Genomic DNA, 17,630 nt, shown 5'->3' on the forward strand with positions numbered 1-17,630 from the left:
AAGGTATAGACGCTACAGCGTCTGGCTATCCGGCATTGAAAGCAGCGTAGCCGCTCGCCGGAACAGGTTCGACACTCAAGCTGTCGTCCAGGCGAATGATTCCACTTTTTAACACCCGTGCGGTGATTCCGCCATGGCCGCGCACGGCCTGGAACGTCCCTTCGCCGAGGTTGCGCTCCAGTCGCGCGCACGGCTGGCACCAGCCGGTGGTTTCGAAGATGGCCTGGCCGATGCGAAAGCGCCGGCCCTTGAGGCTGAACAGATTGATACCGCTGACCACCAGGTTGCGTCGCAGCTCTTGCGGCAACACCGGCTGATCCACCGGGCGGCCCATCAGTGAACCGATCACGGCCAGGTGTTCCCACTGAATCAAGGTGACTTGCCGGGCATTGCGCACGCCGGGACGGGCATGATCGCCCGTCAGACCGGCTTCCAGGCGTGCCTCCACGGCGTCCAGTGCAATCATGGGTGCATGGCCCTGGGGTCGCACGCCTATCCAGCGTACGCGGCCTTGCTGGGGCACAGCGGCAATCAGTTCCTGCAACGGGCTCACAGGCTGATCCCGACATCGAACACGATGCTGCGCCCCAGATTGCTGCGCAGGAAATCCGGCGCATCGGGATGGGCGAACAGCACCCGGCCAAACGTCGGCCCCACCAGCGACAGCGAGCGCCAACCCTGGCGCAGGTATTCGGTCGGCGGCGGGAAATGGCTGTTGAGGTCCAGCACTTCGCGCTTGAGGCTGGCGAAGGCGATGATGTCCAGCTCCCCCAGATCCATGCCGCGTTCGGTGTAGTTGTGGGCTTTCTTGCGCAGGGTCGGGGCCAGGCGCAGCAGGAATTCATTGGCCGGGATGCGTCGGGGCTTGGCTTCGCGGCGCACCAGTTGGCTCAGGGAGAAAGCGCTACGGCGGCGCTGCAGCTCGTCGCGCCATTCGTCATTGAGGCGACGGCCTTCGTCGAGGACAAAAAACACCTCGAAGTTGGCATCGCGAAACAATACGTCCGGCGGCTCTCCCGCAGGGGCGAACTCGTCGGCGCGATAGGGTACGTTCAGCCCTTGCAGCAGACGCTGGCAGACCCAACGCTCACGCTCCCATTTGCGGGCATTGGAGAGAAAGGCGTTGGCTTGCTCGGCCGCGATGGTCAGCAGGCGTAAATAATCGGAATCATCCATGAGCCCAAGCTTAGCGTTCAATTGCGACAAGCTGGAAGCGTTGCATTGATTTATGGCCGGTTAAGGGTGGGGTGTAGACTGCTGGCTTGAATCCTGAGGTGATCATGGAGTCTTTGATGCAAGGACAAGCCAGAGGAGTAGCGCCATGATCGGTGCCGAACTGCTGTCTGCGCAGACGTTGACGGTCGGCTGGCTGATTTATGTGCCGGTGCTGGCCTGGGCCGTAGCACGGGCGCCATGGGTGGAGCTGTTCACCGACAGCCGTCGCCAGCACTTGCTGTTCGGCACAGTCCTGGCCGTGTTCATGTTGTGGCTGGTGCGACGGGATTTCGATACCGGCGTCTCGTATCACTTCATCGGCATGACCGCCGTGACACTGCTGCTGGACTGGCCGCTGGCGATTCTCGGCGGCCTTTGCGCCCAGCTGGCCCTGGTGCTGCTGGGACGCCAGGACATGGCGGCGGTGGGTATCAACGGTGCGTTGCTGATTTTGCTGCCGGTGCTGGTCACCGAGTGCTGCGCGATCCTGGTGGAACGCGCCCAACCGCGCAATCTGTTCGTGTACATCTTCTGTTCGGGATTTCTCGCCGCCGCGCTTTCGGCGTTGTTGTGCTTGCTGGTGGGGCTTGGCCTGCTGTGGTACGACGGGGTGTTCGCCATGCCTTACTGGCTGGAAGATTTCATCGGCTACCTCTGGCTGATCATCTTTCCCGAGGCGTTTATCAACGGCATGGTGGTCAGTGCGTTGGTGGTGTTCAGCCCCGAATGGCTGGAGACCTTCAACCGTACGCGCTATCTGTCGGCCCCCTGGAAGGATGACGACAAGCCTTGATTCACATCAAGGCTGAGCAGCCGGGTGCGCTTCATGCTCTGGAAAAATTCCAGGAGCACAACCATGAGTGTTTATGAGTGGGCGAGACAAGAGATCAGGCGCAGCCAGGATGCGGCAGTGGAAATCGGCTTCGACCCGGGCCTTAGCCTGCGGGCCTTGCTCAGTGCGATCGTGCAGCAGAGCAAGGCGGTGCGCAGTGTTGAAGACCTGGCCGATGAACTGAGTTTCCTGGCGGAGAATCTCGACGATGAACAGGACTACGGCTTCATGCGGCCTTAAGGCGACAACGCGGTGGGGAAACTCATGGCTCCCTAGTGGCGAGGCTCGAACTCTTCGCTGAACAGGTCGTCCTCGGCATCGGGGCTGACCGGGATCTTGTGTTCTTCCGACGCCCAGGCGCCCAGGTCGATCAGTTTGCAGCGGTCGGAGCAGAAGGGCCGGAAGGTGTTTTCCGGGCTCCATTCCACAGGGGCGCCACAGGTTGGGCAATCAACGGTTGGGGTTTGGCTCATGACTGGCCTCCACGCAAAGTAAGGTAAAAGTGATGCAGGCGCTCGACCTCGCTGTGCAGCCAGGCGAGGTCGCGGTCATTGACCACCACGTCGTCGGCATGGCTCAAGCGATCCTGACGGCTGGACTGGGCCTTGAGGATCGCCTGGACCTGTTGCTCGCTGGTCTTGTCGCGCTGCAAGGTGCGTTCGATCTGTAGTTGTTCCGGTACATCGATCACCAGGATCCGCTGGGTCATGGCGTACTGGCCGGACTCGATCAACAGCGGCGACACCAGAATCGCGTAGGGTGATTGTGCCTGGGCCAGATGATGAGCGATTTCCTCGGCGATCAACGGATGCAGCAGCGCCTCGAGCCAGCGGCGTTGCTCGGCATCTTCGAAAATCAGTTGGCGCAGGGCCGCTCGGTCCAGTGTGCCGTCGGCCTGCAATACGCCGGGGCCAAAATGTTCGGCGATCTTGGCCAGCGCCGGGCGTCCGGGTTCGACCACCCAGCGCGCCGCGTGATCGGCGTCGACGACGTGTACGCCCAGGTCGATAAAGTGCTGGGCCGCCGCGCTTTTGCCGCTGCCGATACCGCCAGTCAGGCCGAGAATCCAGGGTTTTTCTGCGGGACTATTCATTAAAATCGACATTAGGAACCGACAGACTGCCAATAGAAGTCGGTTATTTGACCACCCCAGAGCAAGGCAATCCAGCCGGCAATGGCCAGATAGGGCCCAAAGGGGATTTGCGTCGATGTCGGAGCATCACGCAGGCGCAGCACAATGACCCCGATAACGGCGCCCACCAGCGATGACAACAGCAACGTCAGCGGCAGGATCTGCCAGCCACCCCAGGCGCCCAGCATCGCCAGCAGCTTGAAATCCCCGTAGCCCATGCCTTCCTTGCCAGTGATCAATTTGAACACCCAGAACACCGACCACAGCGCCAGATAGCCGGCCACGGCGCCCCACATCGCCTGATTCAAGGGGACGAACAAGCCGAAGCTGTTGACGATCAAGCCCAGCCACAACAATGGCAGCACCAGGGTGTCGGGCAACAATTGGTGCTCGGCATCGATCAGGCTCATGCCCAGTAGGCCCCAGGTCAGCACCATCACCATTGCGGCCTGCCAGCCAAAGCCGAAATACCAGGCGACGAACGCCGACAGGATGCCGCAGGCCAGTTCGGTCAGGGGATAGCGCCGGCCGATGGGCGCGGCACAACTGGAGCAACGACCGCGCAATGCCAGGTAACTCAATAGCGGAATGTTTTCCCAGGCCCGGATGCGGTGGCCGCAGTGCGGGCACTGGGAATGCGGCAGCATCAGGTTGTAGACCGGGCCAGGGGCTTCGGCGGGCAGGCCCAGCAAGTCATGGGCTTGCAGCCGCCATTCGCGCGAGAGCATCTTGGGCAGGCGCCACACTAGGACGTTGAGGAAACTGCCGATGATCAGTCCGAGCAGTAAAGCGGCGAGCACAAAGGCCAGGGGATACAGCGCGAAAAATTCGGTCAGGGGCATGTCAGATCGCAGAGCCGAGTTGAAAGATGGGCAGGTACATGGCAACCACCAGGCCGCCGACGACCACCCCCAGGACCACCATGATGAACGGTTCCATCAGGCTGGTGAGATTGTCCACCAGATTGTCCACCTCGGCTTCATAAAAGCTCGCCACTTTGTCGAGCATGTCGTCCAGCGCGCCGGACTCCTCGCCGATGGCGGTCATCTGGATCGCCATGTTCGGGAATATGCCTGAAGCACGCATGGAAAAATTCAATTGCATGCCGGTCGAGACATCCTGCCGGATGCGTTGTACCGCGCGTTTGAACACCACGTTACCGGTGGCGCCTGATACCGAGTCCAGGGCTTCCACCAGCGGCACGCCGGCCGCGAATGTCGTGGACAGGGTCCGGGCGTAGCGGGCCACGGCGGATTTGTACATCAGGGTGCCGATCAGCGGCAGTTTGAGCAGCCATTTATCGCGCCAGTCACGCAAGCCCTGGGAGCGCTTGAGTGCATGTTTGACACCGAAGAACGCCGCCACCGCGCCGCCCAGCAGCATCCACCACCACTGCTGCATGAACTCCGACAGGCCGATGACCATCACCGTGAAGGCCGGCAGTTGGGCGCCGAACCCGGAGAATACCGATTCGAACTGCGGCACCACCTTGACCAGCAGAATACCCGTGACCACGGCGGCGACGAGCACCACGGCCGCCGGGTAGGTCATGGCCTTCTTGATCTTGGCCTTGAGGGCTTCGCTTTTTTCCTTGTAGGTCGCGACGCGCTCCAGCAGCGTATCCAGGGCGCCGGCCTGTTCACCGGCGTCCACCAGGTTGCAGTACAGTTCGTCGAAGTATTGCGGGCTCTTGCGCAACGACGCGGCGAAGCTGTTGCCGGCGGCGACTTCCTGTTTCACCTCGTCCACCAGCTTGCGCATGTTGGCGTTGTCGAAGCCTTCGCCAATGATGTCGAACGCCTGCAACAAGGGCACGCCGGCCTTGAGCATGGTCGCCATCTGACGAGTGAACAGGGCGATATCCAATGGCTTGATACGCTTGCCCTTGCTGAATATCGAGGTGGACTTCTTGCGAACCTTGCCTGGGTTGATGCCTTGTTTGCGCAACTGGGCCTTGACCAGGGCCGGGCTCTGCCCAGTCAGTTCGCCGGTCATTTTCGTGCCTTTGCGGTCTTTGCCTTCCCACGTGTAAACGTCGGTTTTTATTGCCTTGACCGCCATGTTCAATCCTTGGTGACCCGGTTGATTTCTTCGAGGCTGGTGATGCCTTGCATCACTTTGAGCAGTCCCGAGGCGCGCAGGTCATTAAAACCGTCCTTGCGCATTTGCAGGTCGATTTCCAACGAGTTGCCCTCGGCCATGATCAGCCGTTGCAGCTCGGGCGTATTCCTGACCACTTCGTAAACCCCCACGCGCCCCTTGTAGCCGTTGTTGCACTGTTCGCAACCGACCGGCTCATAGATCGTGAACGAGCCGATGCGTTCCCGGGGGAAGCCTTCCTTGAGCAGGGTTTCCTCGGGAATCTCGATGGCCCTTTTGCAATGCGGGCACAGCTTGCGCGCCAGTCGCTGGGCGATGATCAGGTGGACCGCCGTGGCGATGTTGAAGCCGGGAATGCCCATGTTGTGCAGGCGGATCAGGGTTTCGGCGGCGCTGTTGGTGTGCAGGGTGGAGAGCACCATGTGTCCGGTCTGGGCGGCCTTGATGGCGATTTCGGCGGTTTCCAGGTCGCGGATCTCGCCCACCATGATCACGTCCGGGTCCTGGCGCAGGAACGAGCGCAGGGCCTGGGCGAAATCCAGACCCTGGCGCGGATTCACGTTGACCTGGTTGATGCCTTCCATGTTGATTTCCACCGGATCCTCAGCGGTGGAAATATTGATGTCCACAGTGTTGAGGATATTGAGCCCGGTATAGAGCGACACGGTTTTGCCAGAGCCGGTGGGCCCGGTCACCAGGATCAACCCTTGTGGTTGTTTGAGCGCCGCCATGTACAGCTCTTTCTGGTCCGGCTCGTAGCCCAGGGCATCGATACCCATCTGCGCGCTGGAGGGGTCGAGGATCCGGATCACCACTTTTTCACCCCAGAGCGTCGGCAGGGTGTTGACCCGGAAGTCGATGGACTTGTTTTTCGACAGGCGCATTTTCAGGCGTCCGTCCTGGGGTTTGCGCCGCTCGGAAATATCAAGGCTGGCCATGACCTTCAGGCGCGCGGCGATGCGGGTGGCCAACTGGATCGGCGGGCGGGCCACCTCTCGCAGCATGCCGTCGGTACGCACCCGCACCCGGTAGATTTTTTCATAGGGTTCAAAGTGCAGGTCGGAGGAGCCGCCCTTGATCGCGTCCAGCAGCATCTTGTTGACGAACCGCACCACCGGCGCATCGTCGGTGTCCTGGCCGGCGATGGAGTCTTGCTTGTGATCATCGATCGACTCGATGTCCAGGCCGTCGAGGTCGACATCGCCCATGCCTTCCAGGCCGGTGCTGGTGGATTCGAAAAACTTTTCGATGGCGTCGCTGAGCTTGTCGTCCTCCACCAGGATGGCTTCGGTGGTCAGGCCGGTGCTGAACTGAATGTCATTGATGGCCTGGTGATTGGTGGGGTCGGAGATGCCCACGAACAGCTTGTTGCCACGCCGCCACAGCGGCAGGGCGTGATGCTGGCGCACCAGTTTTTCGCTGACAAGGCCGGTGGGTTGGGTTTCCTTGTCCAGGCTGTTGAGGTCCAGCAGGGCGACGCCGAAATGCTCCGAGGCAATTTCCGCCACCTGGCGACTCTGGACCAGTTTGTTCTGCACCAGGTAACTGACCAGGGGCATGCGACTGCTTTGGGCTTGTTGGTACGCCTGCTGCGCACTTTGCTCGGTGATCAGTTCGGCCAGCACCAATTGCTTGGCCAGACCGCTTAAGGCGATGTCATTCATGGGAATCCCGGACGCGGACAGTTCATGACTTATAGCCTAGTCAAGCATCCAGACCAAACCAGCGGGGCGCAGTGACAAAAAACGTCAGATAGTGCGCTTGTTGGGGTAGGACATAGGGACGCGGCGGGTCGAAGTCCCTTGCCAGCGGGCGCGACAGGGTTGGCACATGCCATGCAATGGCCTCCTCAGGTCATGAGACTCCACCTCATGCTTTGGAGATTATCTATGAATAAGCAAAACGGTTTTACCTTGATCGAGTTGCTGATCGTTGTGGCGATCATCGGCATCCTGGCGACGTTTGCGTTGCCGCAGTATTCCAAGTATCAAGCGCGGGCGAAAGCTACGGCGGGGCTGGCGGAAGTCTCCGCGTTGAAGGTGCCGTTCGAGGACGTCATGAACCAGGGAACCAACCCGACGTTAGCCAACATCGGCGGAACATCGCCCACCAGCAATTGCACCCTGACCGCTTCAGGTACTGCAGCGGACGGAACCGGAACCATTGCATGCACCCTGCTGAATGCGCCAGCTCCCGTTCTCGGCAAGGCAATCACCCTTTCCCGTTCAGCAGCCGGTGTCTGGACCTGCGCTTCGACGGCCGTCCAGGAATTCTTGCCCGCCGGTTGCACGGGGGCCGCTGCACCCTGATTTTGGGTCTGGTTGAGCCGGTGGCGAGGGGCTTTTCCCCTTGCCCAGGAAAACCTCAACAATTCATAAACTTAGGGAGCGCCGAAAAAGCCGCAACTTGCATGTCCCAAATCAGCAGGCCATGCATTTTGCATGATTGTGAAAATTGCCGTTTCGCTTAACTATTTGATTTTAAAAGAATTAATTAATTCGTGAAAACTGGCACAGCCTTCGCACTACTCCTGATAACCCTGCCGGGAAACACCTCCGGCAGTTTTTGAGAAAAACAGGAGTTACTCGTATGAAGAAGTTCGCTATCACTGCCGCAGCTGCCACCGCCCTGACTCTGACCATGGCTAGCGCTTTCGCCGAGACCACTCAAGCAACTCAGGCTCCGATGATGCTGGCTGCTGGTGAAGTGACAGAAGCCAAAGAAGATGTTTCTGATACCTGGATCACCACCAAGGTCAAAGCCGATCTGGTCACTGAAAAAGGCATCCCAGGTTCCGATATCAAGGTAGAAACCAATAAAGGCGTAGTGTCGCTGTCGTCGACTACTGTCCTGACCGACGCGCAAAAAGACACCGCCGTGGCGATTACCAAGAAAATCAAAGGCGTCCGAGACGTTTCGGCTGACGGCCTGAAATCCGAGTAAGACTCAAGGCTTCTCGCCTGGACCGGGAGAAGGCACGGCAAGCGGGCTGAGACATACGTTTGCCGTTGCTTTGGAGTTCATGCGAAGGCCACACGGAAGTGGCCATTACAGGCCCCCGGCATTCGTGCCGGGGGCCTGTTCTATTGCGCAATGGAAAAGTATTCAGGGACCCATCTGGGAAATCGACTGGCCGATTTCGCGAGCAGGCTCGCTCCCACAGTGGACGAGCTTCTTCGGCAAGATGCGTTCGAATGTGGGAGGGAGCCTGCTCGCGATTGGCGGCGGCACATCCCACGCCATCTCAACCTGAATGACAGAACCGCTCAGCGCCCCCGCTTGCTGGTGATCTGCACCAACCGATTCCCCTCGAAACGCAGGTACTGGTACATGCCACTGTTGGGGCCGTAGGTCCATTCTTCCACCGGGTATTCTTCCCGGCGATTGACGCTGCGTTTGTAGCCCAGGTCATCCCGCGCCGCGGGTTGCCCGCATTTTTGCAGGACTTCGCTGGAGCGGTCACCGACGCTGATCAACTGGCTGCCACAGCGCAATGTATCGGCTGCCGACGTCTGGCCGCTGGCGAGCAGCAAGATCAGGCTAAGCCCGTACAGACGTTTCATCTTATTCGGCGTCCAGATGCATGGGGGTGATCACGCGCCCGTCGCTTTCGGCCTGACCGAGGCTGGCGTCGATGAAATACACACGGTCATCGGCCAATTGCCCTTTGTCCACCAGGAAATCCTTGATGCTGCTGGCGCGCTCCTGTCCCAGCTGGCGCAACAGCACTTCGTTGCCACTCCAGAACGAGATCACGCCTTCGCGCAGTTTTTCCGTGCGGGCCTTTTTATCCAGTTGCGTCCATTCGACCGGTGGCTGGGTCTTGAGACGGGTGCGATAGATGCCTTCGAGCAGCGGTGCCTTTTCATCCTCGGGCACCTCCAGCAGCGAGGCCTTGGCAGGGACTTTGTCGCCTCTGCGCTGCAGCATCTTGTAGTAGTTGTACTGGTATTCGCGTTCCAGACGCTGGGCGGCGAGCAGCGGACCGTCGCTGCTTTGGGCGGCGGTGCCTTCGATCTCCAGGCGCAACTCCGGACGTTTACCGAGGGCTTCGGACAACTTGAGCAGCGTGCCTTCGTTGTCCGGGTTCAGTTCGCTTGAGCCCGGGGCGAATGACACGCTGCCCAAGTCTTGCGAGGCACCCCCGGCCACCAGCCCACCGATGAGTTTGAATGGCGCCTGGGCCGCCCGTACCACCAGGTTGCGCAGGGTTTGCCAGACAATTGGCATCACGCTGAATTGCGGGTCATTGAGGTCGCCGGAAACCGGCAGCTCGATGGAAATCCTGCCTTCGGAATCCTTCAGCAGCGCGACGGCCAGCTTGAGCGGCAGGCTCACGGCGTCCGGGCTGTCGACCTTTTCCCCCAGTTGCAGTTGCTCGACCACCACTTTGTTGTCGGCCAGCAACTTGCCTTTGGTGATCCGGTAGTGCAGGTCGAGGTTGAGTCGGCCCTTGCGGATGCGATAGCCGGCGAATTTGCCGGAATAGGGTGTCAGGGTCGTCAGTTCGACCCGTTTGAAACTGGTGGCGATGTCGAGGCTGGCCATCGGGTCGAAGGGGTTGAGCGCCCCTTTGATGGTGACAGGCGCGTAGCGGTCGACCTTGCCGTTGATGTCCACGGTGGCCGGCTTGGCCTGGCGGCTGTCGATGGTGCCGATCTGGCCGTTGAGCTGCTGGATAGCCGTGGCGAAGTTCGGCGTCAGGCTGAAGTCGGCGAAGTTGGCCGAGCCATCGTTGATGGCAATGCCGCCGACGTGGATGCCCAGCGGTTTCTCCTGGGATGCCGGTTTTGCCGGGCTGTTGTTCGTACCACTGTCGGCCGGTTGCGGGATCAGCAGGTCATCGACGTTGGTGGTGCGGTCTGGGTTGATCATGAATCGCGCGTAAGGCTGGTACAGGTTGACCTTGTCGATCGACAGGCTGTCGCCGTGCTGATAGTTGAGCCCTTCGAGCACCAACTGTTTCCACTTGATGAAGTCCCGGGTCCTGAGGGTATCGAGGGTGTGCAGTTGATCGACCTGGGCGCGACCGGTGACGGCGAATGCCAGTGGCTCGGTGCTCTTGAGGTCCACCGCCAGGTCGCTGCCGAGCATCCCGGAGCGCAGTTCCAGGCGAATGAACGGGTTGATGTAGGCCTGGGCGACCCGCAGGTCGATGTCCTGGGTCTTGACCTTGAGCCGGGCGGTGATCGGGTTCAGGTTGACCTCGCCGTCAGCCAGGATCTTGCCCTGTTTGCCTATCCCGGTATCCAGCTTGAGGGTAAAGGGTGAGCCGTTGAGGGTGTCGTAGTTCTGCAGGTCGAGGTTCAGCGGGCCGACCTCCAGGGCCACCGCCGGCTGCGCCTGACGGTCGGCCAGGTGCACCTGGTAATTGCGCAGTTGCACGTCCTTCAACAGCACCTGCCAGGGCTTGCTCGGTGCCTGGGGTTCAGGCTCGGGCGAGTCGGCGGCTGCCGGGGCCGACGCCGGCTCGACCTTGACCTGCGGTTTGGCCGGCTGACTGGCGAAGAGTTTTTGCCAGTCCAGTTGCCCATCCGCCTCGCGCGCGGCCCAGGTTTCCAGCTTCTGGCTGCGGATCTTGCCGACGATGACTTGTTGCTTGGCCAGGTCGACGGTTGTATCACTCACATCCAGGCGTTCGAGCTTCGCCAATGGACGGCCATCCGGCGCCTTGATGGAGAAGGGGGCCATGCTGACGGCCACGTTGTTGAGCAGCAGTTCGGTGCCCTTGGCCAGGTTGAGCTTGTAGTCGGTACTCAGGTTCAGCACGCCGTTTTCCAGCACCAGCGGTACCGCGTCGCGTACGTAGGGCCACCAGACTTTCATCTGGCCGTCGGTGACTTTGATCTTGCCCTCGGAGGCGATCGGCGTGAGGCTGAAGTTGCCGGTCCAGTCGACCCGGCCGCCTTGAGGGCTGACGGCCACCAGGGTCATGTCGGCGTTGTCGTCGGGCAGTGTGCTGAGGTTCTTGAGCTCGAAATCAAGGGTGTCGTACAGAAACTCGATGGGCTCGCTGGGACGCAGGTCCTGAAAATGCAGGTAACCGCCGGCCAGTTTGATCCGGTCGATTCGCAGGGGAAACGGCTTGGCGTCGGGGTCGACCGGGGTGGTTTCGCTGGCCGGCAGCTTGAACAGGCCCAACAGGTTCAACTGACCGTCCTTGGCGAACATGATCTCGGTCTTGGGCTTGTCCAGCTCGATATCGGTCAGGTGCAGGGCGCCGGACCAGAGGCTGTCGAGCTGCAGGTTGGTGTACAGCCGTTCGAAGGCGACCTGCTCCTTGCCCGGTTCGCCGACATTCAGGCCCCAAAGCGTGACTTCGAGGCTGAAGGGATTGAGCTCGATACGCTGAATCTGGGCTGGCACCGTTGCATGGTCGGCCAGTTGTTGATTGGCGATCCGCAAGGCGACACCGGGTAATATCAGAAAACCCAGCAGGCTGTAGAGGGCCAGTACGGTCAACAGGGCGCCGAAAGCGCGAATCAATCCTTTGGGCATGTGCGGCTTCATCTGGTGTGAATTCGGAGTGCCTTGGAGTATGGCATGCGTTTACGGTTCCGAAGCCACTGTGATTTATCAGATTTGTCCGTTTTCGGCGTAGGAGTTGAACCGCTGGTTCAGAGCTGAAGGATCAACGTCTTGAGTGGCGGCTGCTGGTCCCGCGAGGGGAAATCGCTGCCGGGTGTCAGTATTTTCCATTCGCGCACCGGGCGGCCGGCCTTTTCCGCGCAGCGCAGCACCTGCTCGCGCCAGTCGTCCATGGAGACTTTTGCCAGGTTGTTGCAACAGATCAGCACGCCATTTTCAGCGGTGGTGAGCAGCGCCGGCTTGAGCAGGCTCTGGTAATCGCGCAAGAGGTCGACAGTGCCGAACGCGCTCTTGGCCCAGGCGGGCGGGTCGAGCAACACCAGGTCGTACTGGCGTTGCTCCAGGCGCACATAACCTGGCAGCTTCTGCCCGCGTCGCTGACTGATGGGCAGGCCGGCCAGTTGGCGGATGGCCGGGAAGTAATCCGATTGCACGAAATCCATGGGCGGCAGATCAGGGTTGAGCAAACCGTTCTCGCGCCCCACCGCCAGGTTGCCTTCGGCAAAGTCCAGGTTGCACACCTCGCGCGCGCCACCGGCCGCGGCGCTCAGGCCGACGCCGCAGGTGTAGGCGAACAGGTTCAGCACGCTTTTGTGACGGCTGTGTTCCTTGACCCAGCCCCGGGCGTTGCGCAGGTCGAGAAACAGCAATGGATCCTGCCCGGCATGGCGCCCGCGCACGCGGTAGTTCAGGCCCCATTCACGGCCGACAAGGTCTTGCAGGGCGGCTTCGTCAGCCTGGTAAACGGTGTCCTGGCGGTCGACGCGCGAATTGCCCCGGGCGCGATCGTTGTAGACCAGCAGGGTGTCCAGGCCCAGGCACTCGTTGACGATACCGTGCAATTGCAGCAAGGCATCGCGTTCCAGTGACTGATGGAAACTTTGCACCAGCAATTGCGGGCCGTAGCGGTCGACCGTCAGGCCAGGGGCGCCTTCCTGGCTGCCATGGAACAAGCGATAGCAATCGGTGCCTTGCTGGTGCAATTGGCCGAGCAGGTCCTGACGCTGATCGAGGGCGGCGCGCAGCGCCTGATTCAAGGAAGACATGCCGGGCGCGCCTTAAGGAAATGAGGCGCGGGAGTTTAGCAGTTTCTGTGGCGAGGGGATTTGTGGGAGCAAGCTGTGCTCCCACAGTCCAGCGACGCAAGGACTCGATGCCTCAGGGGAACCGAGTCATTCGCTCAGCGATTAAGGCGCTTGTCGATCAGCCCCTCCACCACGCTTGGATCGGCCAGGGTCGAGGTATCACCGAGGCTGTCGAGCTCGTTGCAGGCAATCTTGCGCAGGATGCGCCGCATGATCTTGCCCGAGCGGGTCTTGGGCAGTGCCGGCGCCCACTGGATCAGTTCCGGTTTGGCGAAGCTGCCGATCTCCTTGCTGACGTGGTCCAGCAATTCCTTTTTCAACGCGTCGTTGGCCTCGATTCCGTCCATCGGCGTGACGAAAGCGTAGATGCCCTGGCCTTTGAGGTCGTGGGGGTAACCGACCACTGCCGCTTCGGCGATGTTGTCGTGCAGCACCAAGGCACTTTCTATTTCGGCAGTGCCGATGCGGTGACCGGAGACGTTGATCACATCGTCGATGCGCCCGGTGATCCAGTAATCGCCATCTTCGTCTCGACGGGCGCCGTCGCCGGTGAAGTAATAGCCGGGGTAGGGCTTGAAATAGGTGTCGACCATGCGGGAGTGGTCGCCATAAACGCTGCGAATCTGCCCCGGCCAGCTCGCCTTGATCGCCAGCACACCGCTGCCGGCGCCATGGATTTCCTTGCCGGTTTCATCCAGCAACACCGGTTGCACGCCAAACATCGGTCGGGTGGCGCAGCCCGGCTTGAGCCGCGGCGCACTCACCAGCGGGCTGAGCATGATGCCGCCGGTCTCGGTCTGCCACCAGGTGTCGACAATCGGGCAGCGCTGTTCGCCGACCACGTTGAAGTACCATTCCCACGCTTCCGGGTTGATCGGCTCACCGACGCTGCCGAGCAATCGCAGGCTTTTGCGCGACGTTTCCTGCAACGGTCCGGCACCTTCGCGCATCAGCGCTCGCAGGGCAGTCGGGGCCGTGTAGAAAATATTGACTTGATGTTTGTCGATCACCTGCCAGAAGCGCGAACTGCTGGGGTAGCTCGGTACGCCTTCGAAGATCAGCGTGGTGGCGCCGTTGGCTAGCGGGCCGTAGACGATGTAACTGTGACCGGTGACCCAGCCGACGTCGGCGGTGCACCAGAACACTTCGTTGTCGCGGTAATCGAGCACGTACTTGAACGTCATCGCCGCTTGCAGCAGATAACCACCGGTGGTGTGCAGTACGCCCTTGGGCTTGCCGGTGCTGCCGGAGGTGTAGAGGATGAACAGCGGGTCCTCGGCGTCCATCGGTTCCGGCGGGCAATCGTCGCTCATGTCGTGCATGGCCTGGTGGTACCACAGGTCGCGGCCTTCGACCCAGGCCACTTCGCCCTGGGTGCGCTCGACCACCAGCACGGTGCTGACGTTCGGGCAACTTTCCAGGGCCTTATCGACGTTGCGTTTGAGCGGTATGAATCGTCCGCCGCGCACGCCTTCGTCGGCTGTGATCACGGTGCGGCAATCGGCGTCGAGAATCCGGTCGCGCAGCGAGTCCGGTGAAAAACCGCCGAACACCACCGAATGCACCGCGCCAATCCGTGTGCAGGCAAGCATGGCGTAGGCCGCTTCAGGGATCATCGGCATGTAGATGCAGACCCGATCGCCTTTCTTCACGCCGCGGCTTTTCAGCACGTTGGCCAGGCGGCAAACATGGTGATGAAGTTTTTTGTAGGTGATTTCTGCCGATTCGGCGGGGTTGTCGCCTTCCCAGATGATCGCCGTCTGGTCGCCACGTGTCTCCAGGTGGCGGTCGATGCAGTTGGCGCTGACGTTCAGCTTGCCCCCGGCGAACCAGGTGGCGTCGCCGATCTTGAGGTCATAGCGCTGGACGGTTTGCCAAGGCGTCATCCAGTCGAGAAAGCGCGTGGCCTGCTCGCCCCAGAAAGCGCTGGGATGTTCGATGGATTCTTTGTAGAGCCGCGTGTACTCGTCCTGACTCAGTTGCGCAGCCCGGCGGACGGCATCGGCTTGGGGGTACTGGCTGATATCGAACATGACGGTTCCTTATTCTTGTTTTTGCGACAAGTCATAAAGATGCGCCGAGTAGCCGGAGGGTTCAAGTCATGTACAAATCAACTGTGGGAGCGAGCCTGCTCGCGATGGCGCTGTGTCAGTCAACATCTGTGTCAACTGATCCACCGCCATCGCGAGCAGGCTCGCTCCCACAAAGGTAACGCGGGCCTTGATAACTACTTGAGGATCAGCCGCGATGACGCCCGCGGAAGTAGTTGATCAAGCCCTGGGTCGAAGGGTCTTCGGCCGCGCTTTCTTCGCTGCCCACCAGACGGTTGTAGACGCCCTTGCCCAATTCCTTGCCCAGCTCCACGCCCCATTGGTCGAACGCGTTGATACCCCAGACCACGCTTTGCACGAACACTTTATGTTCATACAGCGCTACCAATGCGCCAAGGCGACGTGGGCTGATGCGTTCGACCACCAAGGTGTTGCTCGGACGGTTGCCCGGGATCACCTTGTGGGAGGCCAGTTTCTGCACGTCTTCTTCGCTCGCACCTTTGTCACGCAGTTCCGCTTCGGCTTCGGCGCGGGTCTTGCCCAGCATCAGTGCCTGGCTCTGGGACAGGCAGTTGGCGTACAGCCACTGGTGGTGATCGGAAACCGGGTTGAAGCTGACGATCGGCACGATGAAGTCTGCCGGGATCAATTGGGTGCCCTGGTGCAGCAACTGGTGGTAGGCGTGCTGACCATTGCAACCGACGCCGCCCCAGATCACAGGACCTGTGTCGGTAGACACCGGCGTGCCGTCCTGGCGCACACTCTTGCCGTTGGATTCCATGTCCAGTTGCTGCAAGTGCTTGGTGATGTTGCGCAGGTAGTGGTCGTACGGCAGGATCGCGTGGCTTTGCGCGCCCCAGAAGTTGCCGTACCACACGCCCAGCAGCGCCAGCAGTACCGGCATGTTCTGTTCGAACGGCGCGCTCTGGAAATGCTGGTCCATGGAATAGGCGCCGGAGAGCAATTCCTTGAAGTTCGACATGCCGATGGCCAGGGCGATCGGCAAGCCGATGGCCGACCACAGCGAGTAGCGCCCGCCGACCCAATCCCACATCGGGAAGATGTTTTCTTCGCGGATGCCGAAGGCCACGGCGGCGGCGTTATTGCTCGATACGGCGATGAAGTGGCGGTACAGCTCGGCTTCGGAACCGCCCTGGGCCAGGTACCAGGCACGGGCAGCCTGGGCGTTCTTCAGGGTTTCGAGGGTGTTGAAGGATTTCGACGAGACGATGAACAGCGTGGTCTCGGCGCGCAACTTCATGGTCAGTTCATGGAACTCGCTGCCGTCGATGTTCGCCAGGTAGTGACAGCGCACGCCTTTTTGCGCGTAAGACAGCAGCGCTTCGGAGACCAGTTCCGGGCCGAGGAAAGAGCCACCGATGCCGATGTTCACCACGTCGGTAATCGGTTTCTCGGTGTAGCCGCGCCACAGGCCGTCATGGATGCGCCCCACCAGATCAGTGATCTGGTTCAACACCTTGTGTACGTCGGGCATGACGTCGGTGCCGTTCACCAGCAGTTTATCGCCCACAGGGCGGCGCAGCGCGGTATGCAGGGCCGGGCGGCTCTCGGAGGCATTGACGATTTCGCCTTCGAACAGCGCCTTGATCGCGCCCTTGAGGTCGACTTCATTGGCCAGGCACACCAGCAGGTCACGGGTCTGGGCGTTGATCAGGTTCTTTGAGTAGTCGAGAAACAGGCCGCAGCTCGACAGAGTGAATTGATTGAAACGCTGCGGATCGGCATGGAACGCTTCGCGCATGCTGAAATCCTGCATGGCTTTGCGGTGGTCATTCAGCGCTTGCCAAGCAGGCAGAGCGGTCACGTCGTGAGGGGTTCGGTAATACGCCATCGCTGCGGGTTTCCTTTTTACTTGAACGACCTTTTGTACACTAAAAATTCCGGCATGGCCTCTGGGGGCGTCCGGACAACTGCGTCGACACGATCTATGGGCACAGGGCGACTACAGTAAACCTCGCGTTGCGATCTGTCTTGGCTTTGTCAGACCGTTTCCCGGTACTTTTTTATACAACAGGGGCGGGATTGGTCCGACAGACGGAAGCGCGGCGATGTTCCCTGGCACAAAATCCCTATTCTGGGGAATGCCCGCTGTGGGAGCAAAGCGTGCTCCCCAAGCTTGCACACCGAGGGAGCGGCACAGGGTTCGGTCAGGCGACCTGAACCGGGATGGCATTGCTGGTGTGGCTCAGTTCGTTGCCCGGGGCCATGTACAGCATGCGGGGCTTGAAGTTGGCCAGTTCGGCTTCGCTGTAATGGGCGTAGGCGCAGATGATCACCCGGTCACCCACCTTGGCCTTGTGCGCCGCAGCGCCGTTGACCGAAATCATTCGCGAGCCTTCTTCGCCACGGATTGCATAGGTGGTGAAGCGTTCACCGTTGTCGACGTTGTAGATCTGGATCTGTTCGTATTCGCGGATACCCGACAGGTCCAGCCACTCACCATCAATGGCGCAGGAGCCTTCGTAGTCGAGCACGGCGTGAGTGACTTCGGCGCGGTGCAGCTTGGCCTTGAGCATGATGGCGTGCATGAATGTTTCCTCTGGTCGGGTCCGAACGGCGGGCAGTTTGCCCGAAGGCTCTGGAGGCAGCAATACACAAGAGATGTG

Annotated in this window: 17 protein-coding genes; 4 read left to right on the top strand and 13 right to left on the bottom strand. The window is 60.6% G+C overall.

From position 1 onward, the window contains the following. Positions 1–25: 25 nt before the first annotated feature. Positions 26–553 carry an MOSC domain-containing protein gene (locus PSH91_RS04175; RefSeq protein WP_047229867.1) on the bottom strand — a complete coding sequence of 176 codons (528 nt, stop codon included), beginning with the start codon at positions 551–553 and terminating at the stop codon, positions 26–28. Next, positions 550–1,176 carry a DUF1780 domain-containing protein gene (locus tag PSH91_RS04180; RefSeq protein WP_305467387.1) on the bottom strand — a complete coding sequence of 209 codons (627 nt, stop codon included), beginning with the start codon at positions 1,174–1,176 and terminating at the stop codon, positions 550–552. Before PSH91_RS04180 ends, PSH91_RS04175 begins: the two co-directional genes overlap by 4 nt. A 145-nt stretch (positions 1,177–1,321) precedes the next feature. On the opposite strand from PSH91_RS04180, the gene PSH91_RS04185 reads away from it, so the two are divergent. Then, positions 1,322–2,008 carry an energy-coupling factor ABC transporter permease gene (locus PSH91_RS04185; RefSeq protein WP_047229865.1) on the top strand — a complete coding sequence of 229 codons (687 nt, stop codon included), beginning with the start codon at positions 1,322–1,324 and terminating at the stop codon, positions 2,006–2,008. 63 nt (positions 2,009–2,071) lie between these two features. Continuing rightward, complete coding sequence (locus tag PSH91_RS04190; protein ID WP_092402997.1) at positions 2,072–2,287, top strand: hypothetical protein; 216 nt, start codon at positions 2,072–2,074, stop codon at positions 2,285–2,287. Positions 2,288–2,319: 32 nt separating this feature from the next. Here the strand turns inward: PSH91_RS04190 and yacG are convergent, their stop codons facing one another. From yacG to pilB, 5 genes are read right to left on the bottom strand one after another with little or no spacing between them, the layout of a single operon-like run. After that, positions 2,320–2,520, bottom strand: coding sequence for a DNA gyrase inhibitor YacG (gene yacG, locus PSH91_RS04195; RefSeq protein WP_047229863.1), 201 nt, complete (start codon positions 2,518–2,520; stop codon positions 2,320–2,322). Further along, a complete protein-coding gene (gene coaE, locus PSH91_RS04200) occupies positions 2,517–3,140 on the bottom strand; it encodes a dephospho-CoA kinase (RefSeq protein WP_047229862.1) in 624 nt (207 codons plus the stop codon). Before coaE ends, yacG begins: the two co-directional genes overlap by 4 nt. 11 nt (positions 3,141–3,151) lie before the next feature. After that, positions 3,152–4,021, bottom strand: coding sequence for an A24 family peptidase (locus tag PSH91_RS04205; RefSeq protein WP_047229861.1), 870 nt, complete (start codon positions 4,019–4,021; stop codon positions 3,152–3,154). Between the two features lies 1 nt (position 4,022). Next, positions 4,023–5,240 (bottom strand): type II secretion system F family protein, encoded by a 1,218-nt coding sequence (locus PSH91_RS04210; RefSeq protein WP_076386354.1) that lies wholly within the window; start codon positions 5,238–5,240, stop codon positions 4,023–4,025. Between the two features lie 2 nt (positions 5,241–5,242). Continuing rightward, on the bottom strand, positions 5,243–6,943 hold the full coding sequence (pilB, locus tag PSH91_RS04215; protein WP_047229859.1) for a type IV-A pilus assembly ATPase PilB: 1,701 nt from the start codon (positions 6,941–6,943) through the stop codon (positions 5,243–5,245). A 225-nt stretch (positions 6,944–7,168) separates the two neighbouring features. On the opposite strand from pilB, the gene PSH91_RS04220 reads away from it, so the two are divergent. Both PSH91_RS04220 and PSH91_RS04225 read left to right on the top strand, forming a co-directional pair. Further along, a complete protein-coding gene (locus PSH91_RS04220) occupies positions 7,169–7,588 on the top strand; it encodes a pilin (protein ID WP_047229858.1) in 420 nt (139 codons plus the stop codon). A 280-nt stretch (positions 7,589–7,868) separates the two neighbouring features. Continuing rightward, the gene (locus tag PSH91_RS04225) at positions 7,869–8,222 is read left to right on the top strand and encodes a BON domain-containing protein (RefSeq protein WP_047229857.1); all 354 of its coding nucleotides are present in this window, start codon (positions 7,869–7,871) and stop codon (positions 8,220–8,222) included. A 323-nt stretch (positions 8,223–8,545) separates the two neighbouring features. On the opposite strand, the gene PSH91_RS04230 is transcribed toward PSH91_RS04225, so the two are convergent. The 6 genes from PSH91_RS04230 to panD form a co-directional block, all read right to left on the bottom strand. After that, on the bottom strand, positions 8,546–8,842 hold the full coding sequence (locus tag PSH91_RS04230; RefSeq protein WP_047229856.1) for a DUF2845 domain-containing protein: 297 nt from the start codon (positions 8,840–8,842) through the stop codon (positions 8,546–8,548). A gap of 1 nt (position 8,843) precedes the next feature. Then, positions 8,844–11,777, bottom strand: coding sequence for a DUF748 domain-containing protein (locus PSH91_RS04235; RefSeq protein ID WP_305467392.1), 2,934 nt, complete (start codon positions 11,775–11,777; stop codon positions 8,844–8,846). Positions 11,778–11,896: 119 nt separating this feature from the next. Next, positions 11,897–12,913, bottom strand: coding sequence for a class I SAM-dependent rRNA methyltransferase (locus PSH91_RS04240; RefSeq protein WP_047229854.1), 1,017 nt, complete (start codon positions 12,911–12,913; stop codon positions 11,897–11,899). 134 nt (positions 12,914–13,047) lie between these two features. Continuing rightward, positions 13,048–14,985, bottom strand: coding sequence for an acetate--CoA ligase (acs, locus tag PSH91_RS04245; protein ID WP_047229853.1), 1,938 nt, complete (start codon positions 14,983–14,985; stop codon positions 13,048–13,050). A 205-nt stretch (positions 14,986–15,190) separates the two neighbouring features. After that, positions 15,191–16,855, bottom strand: a complete 1,665-nt coding sequence (gene pgi / locus PSH91_RS04250; RefSeq protein ID WP_076386350.1) for a glucose-6-phosphate isomerase — start codon at positions 16,853–16,855, stop codon at positions 15,191–15,193. A 316-nt stretch (positions 16,856–17,171) separates the two neighbouring features. Further along, entirely contained in the window at positions 17,172–17,552 is a 381-nt protein-coding gene (gene panD, locus PSH91_RS04255) for an aspartate 1-decarboxylase (protein WP_047229851.1), read from the bottom strand. Positions 17,553–17,630 lie beyond the last annotated feature (78 nt).

The sequence above is a fragment of the Pseudomonas sp. FP1154 genome (assembly GCF_030687245.1).
In the GTDB taxonomy this organism is placed as follows: domain Bacteria; phylum Pseudomonadota; class Gammaproteobacteria; order Pseudomonadales; family Pseudomonadaceae; genus Aquipseudomonas; species Aquipseudomonas rhizophila.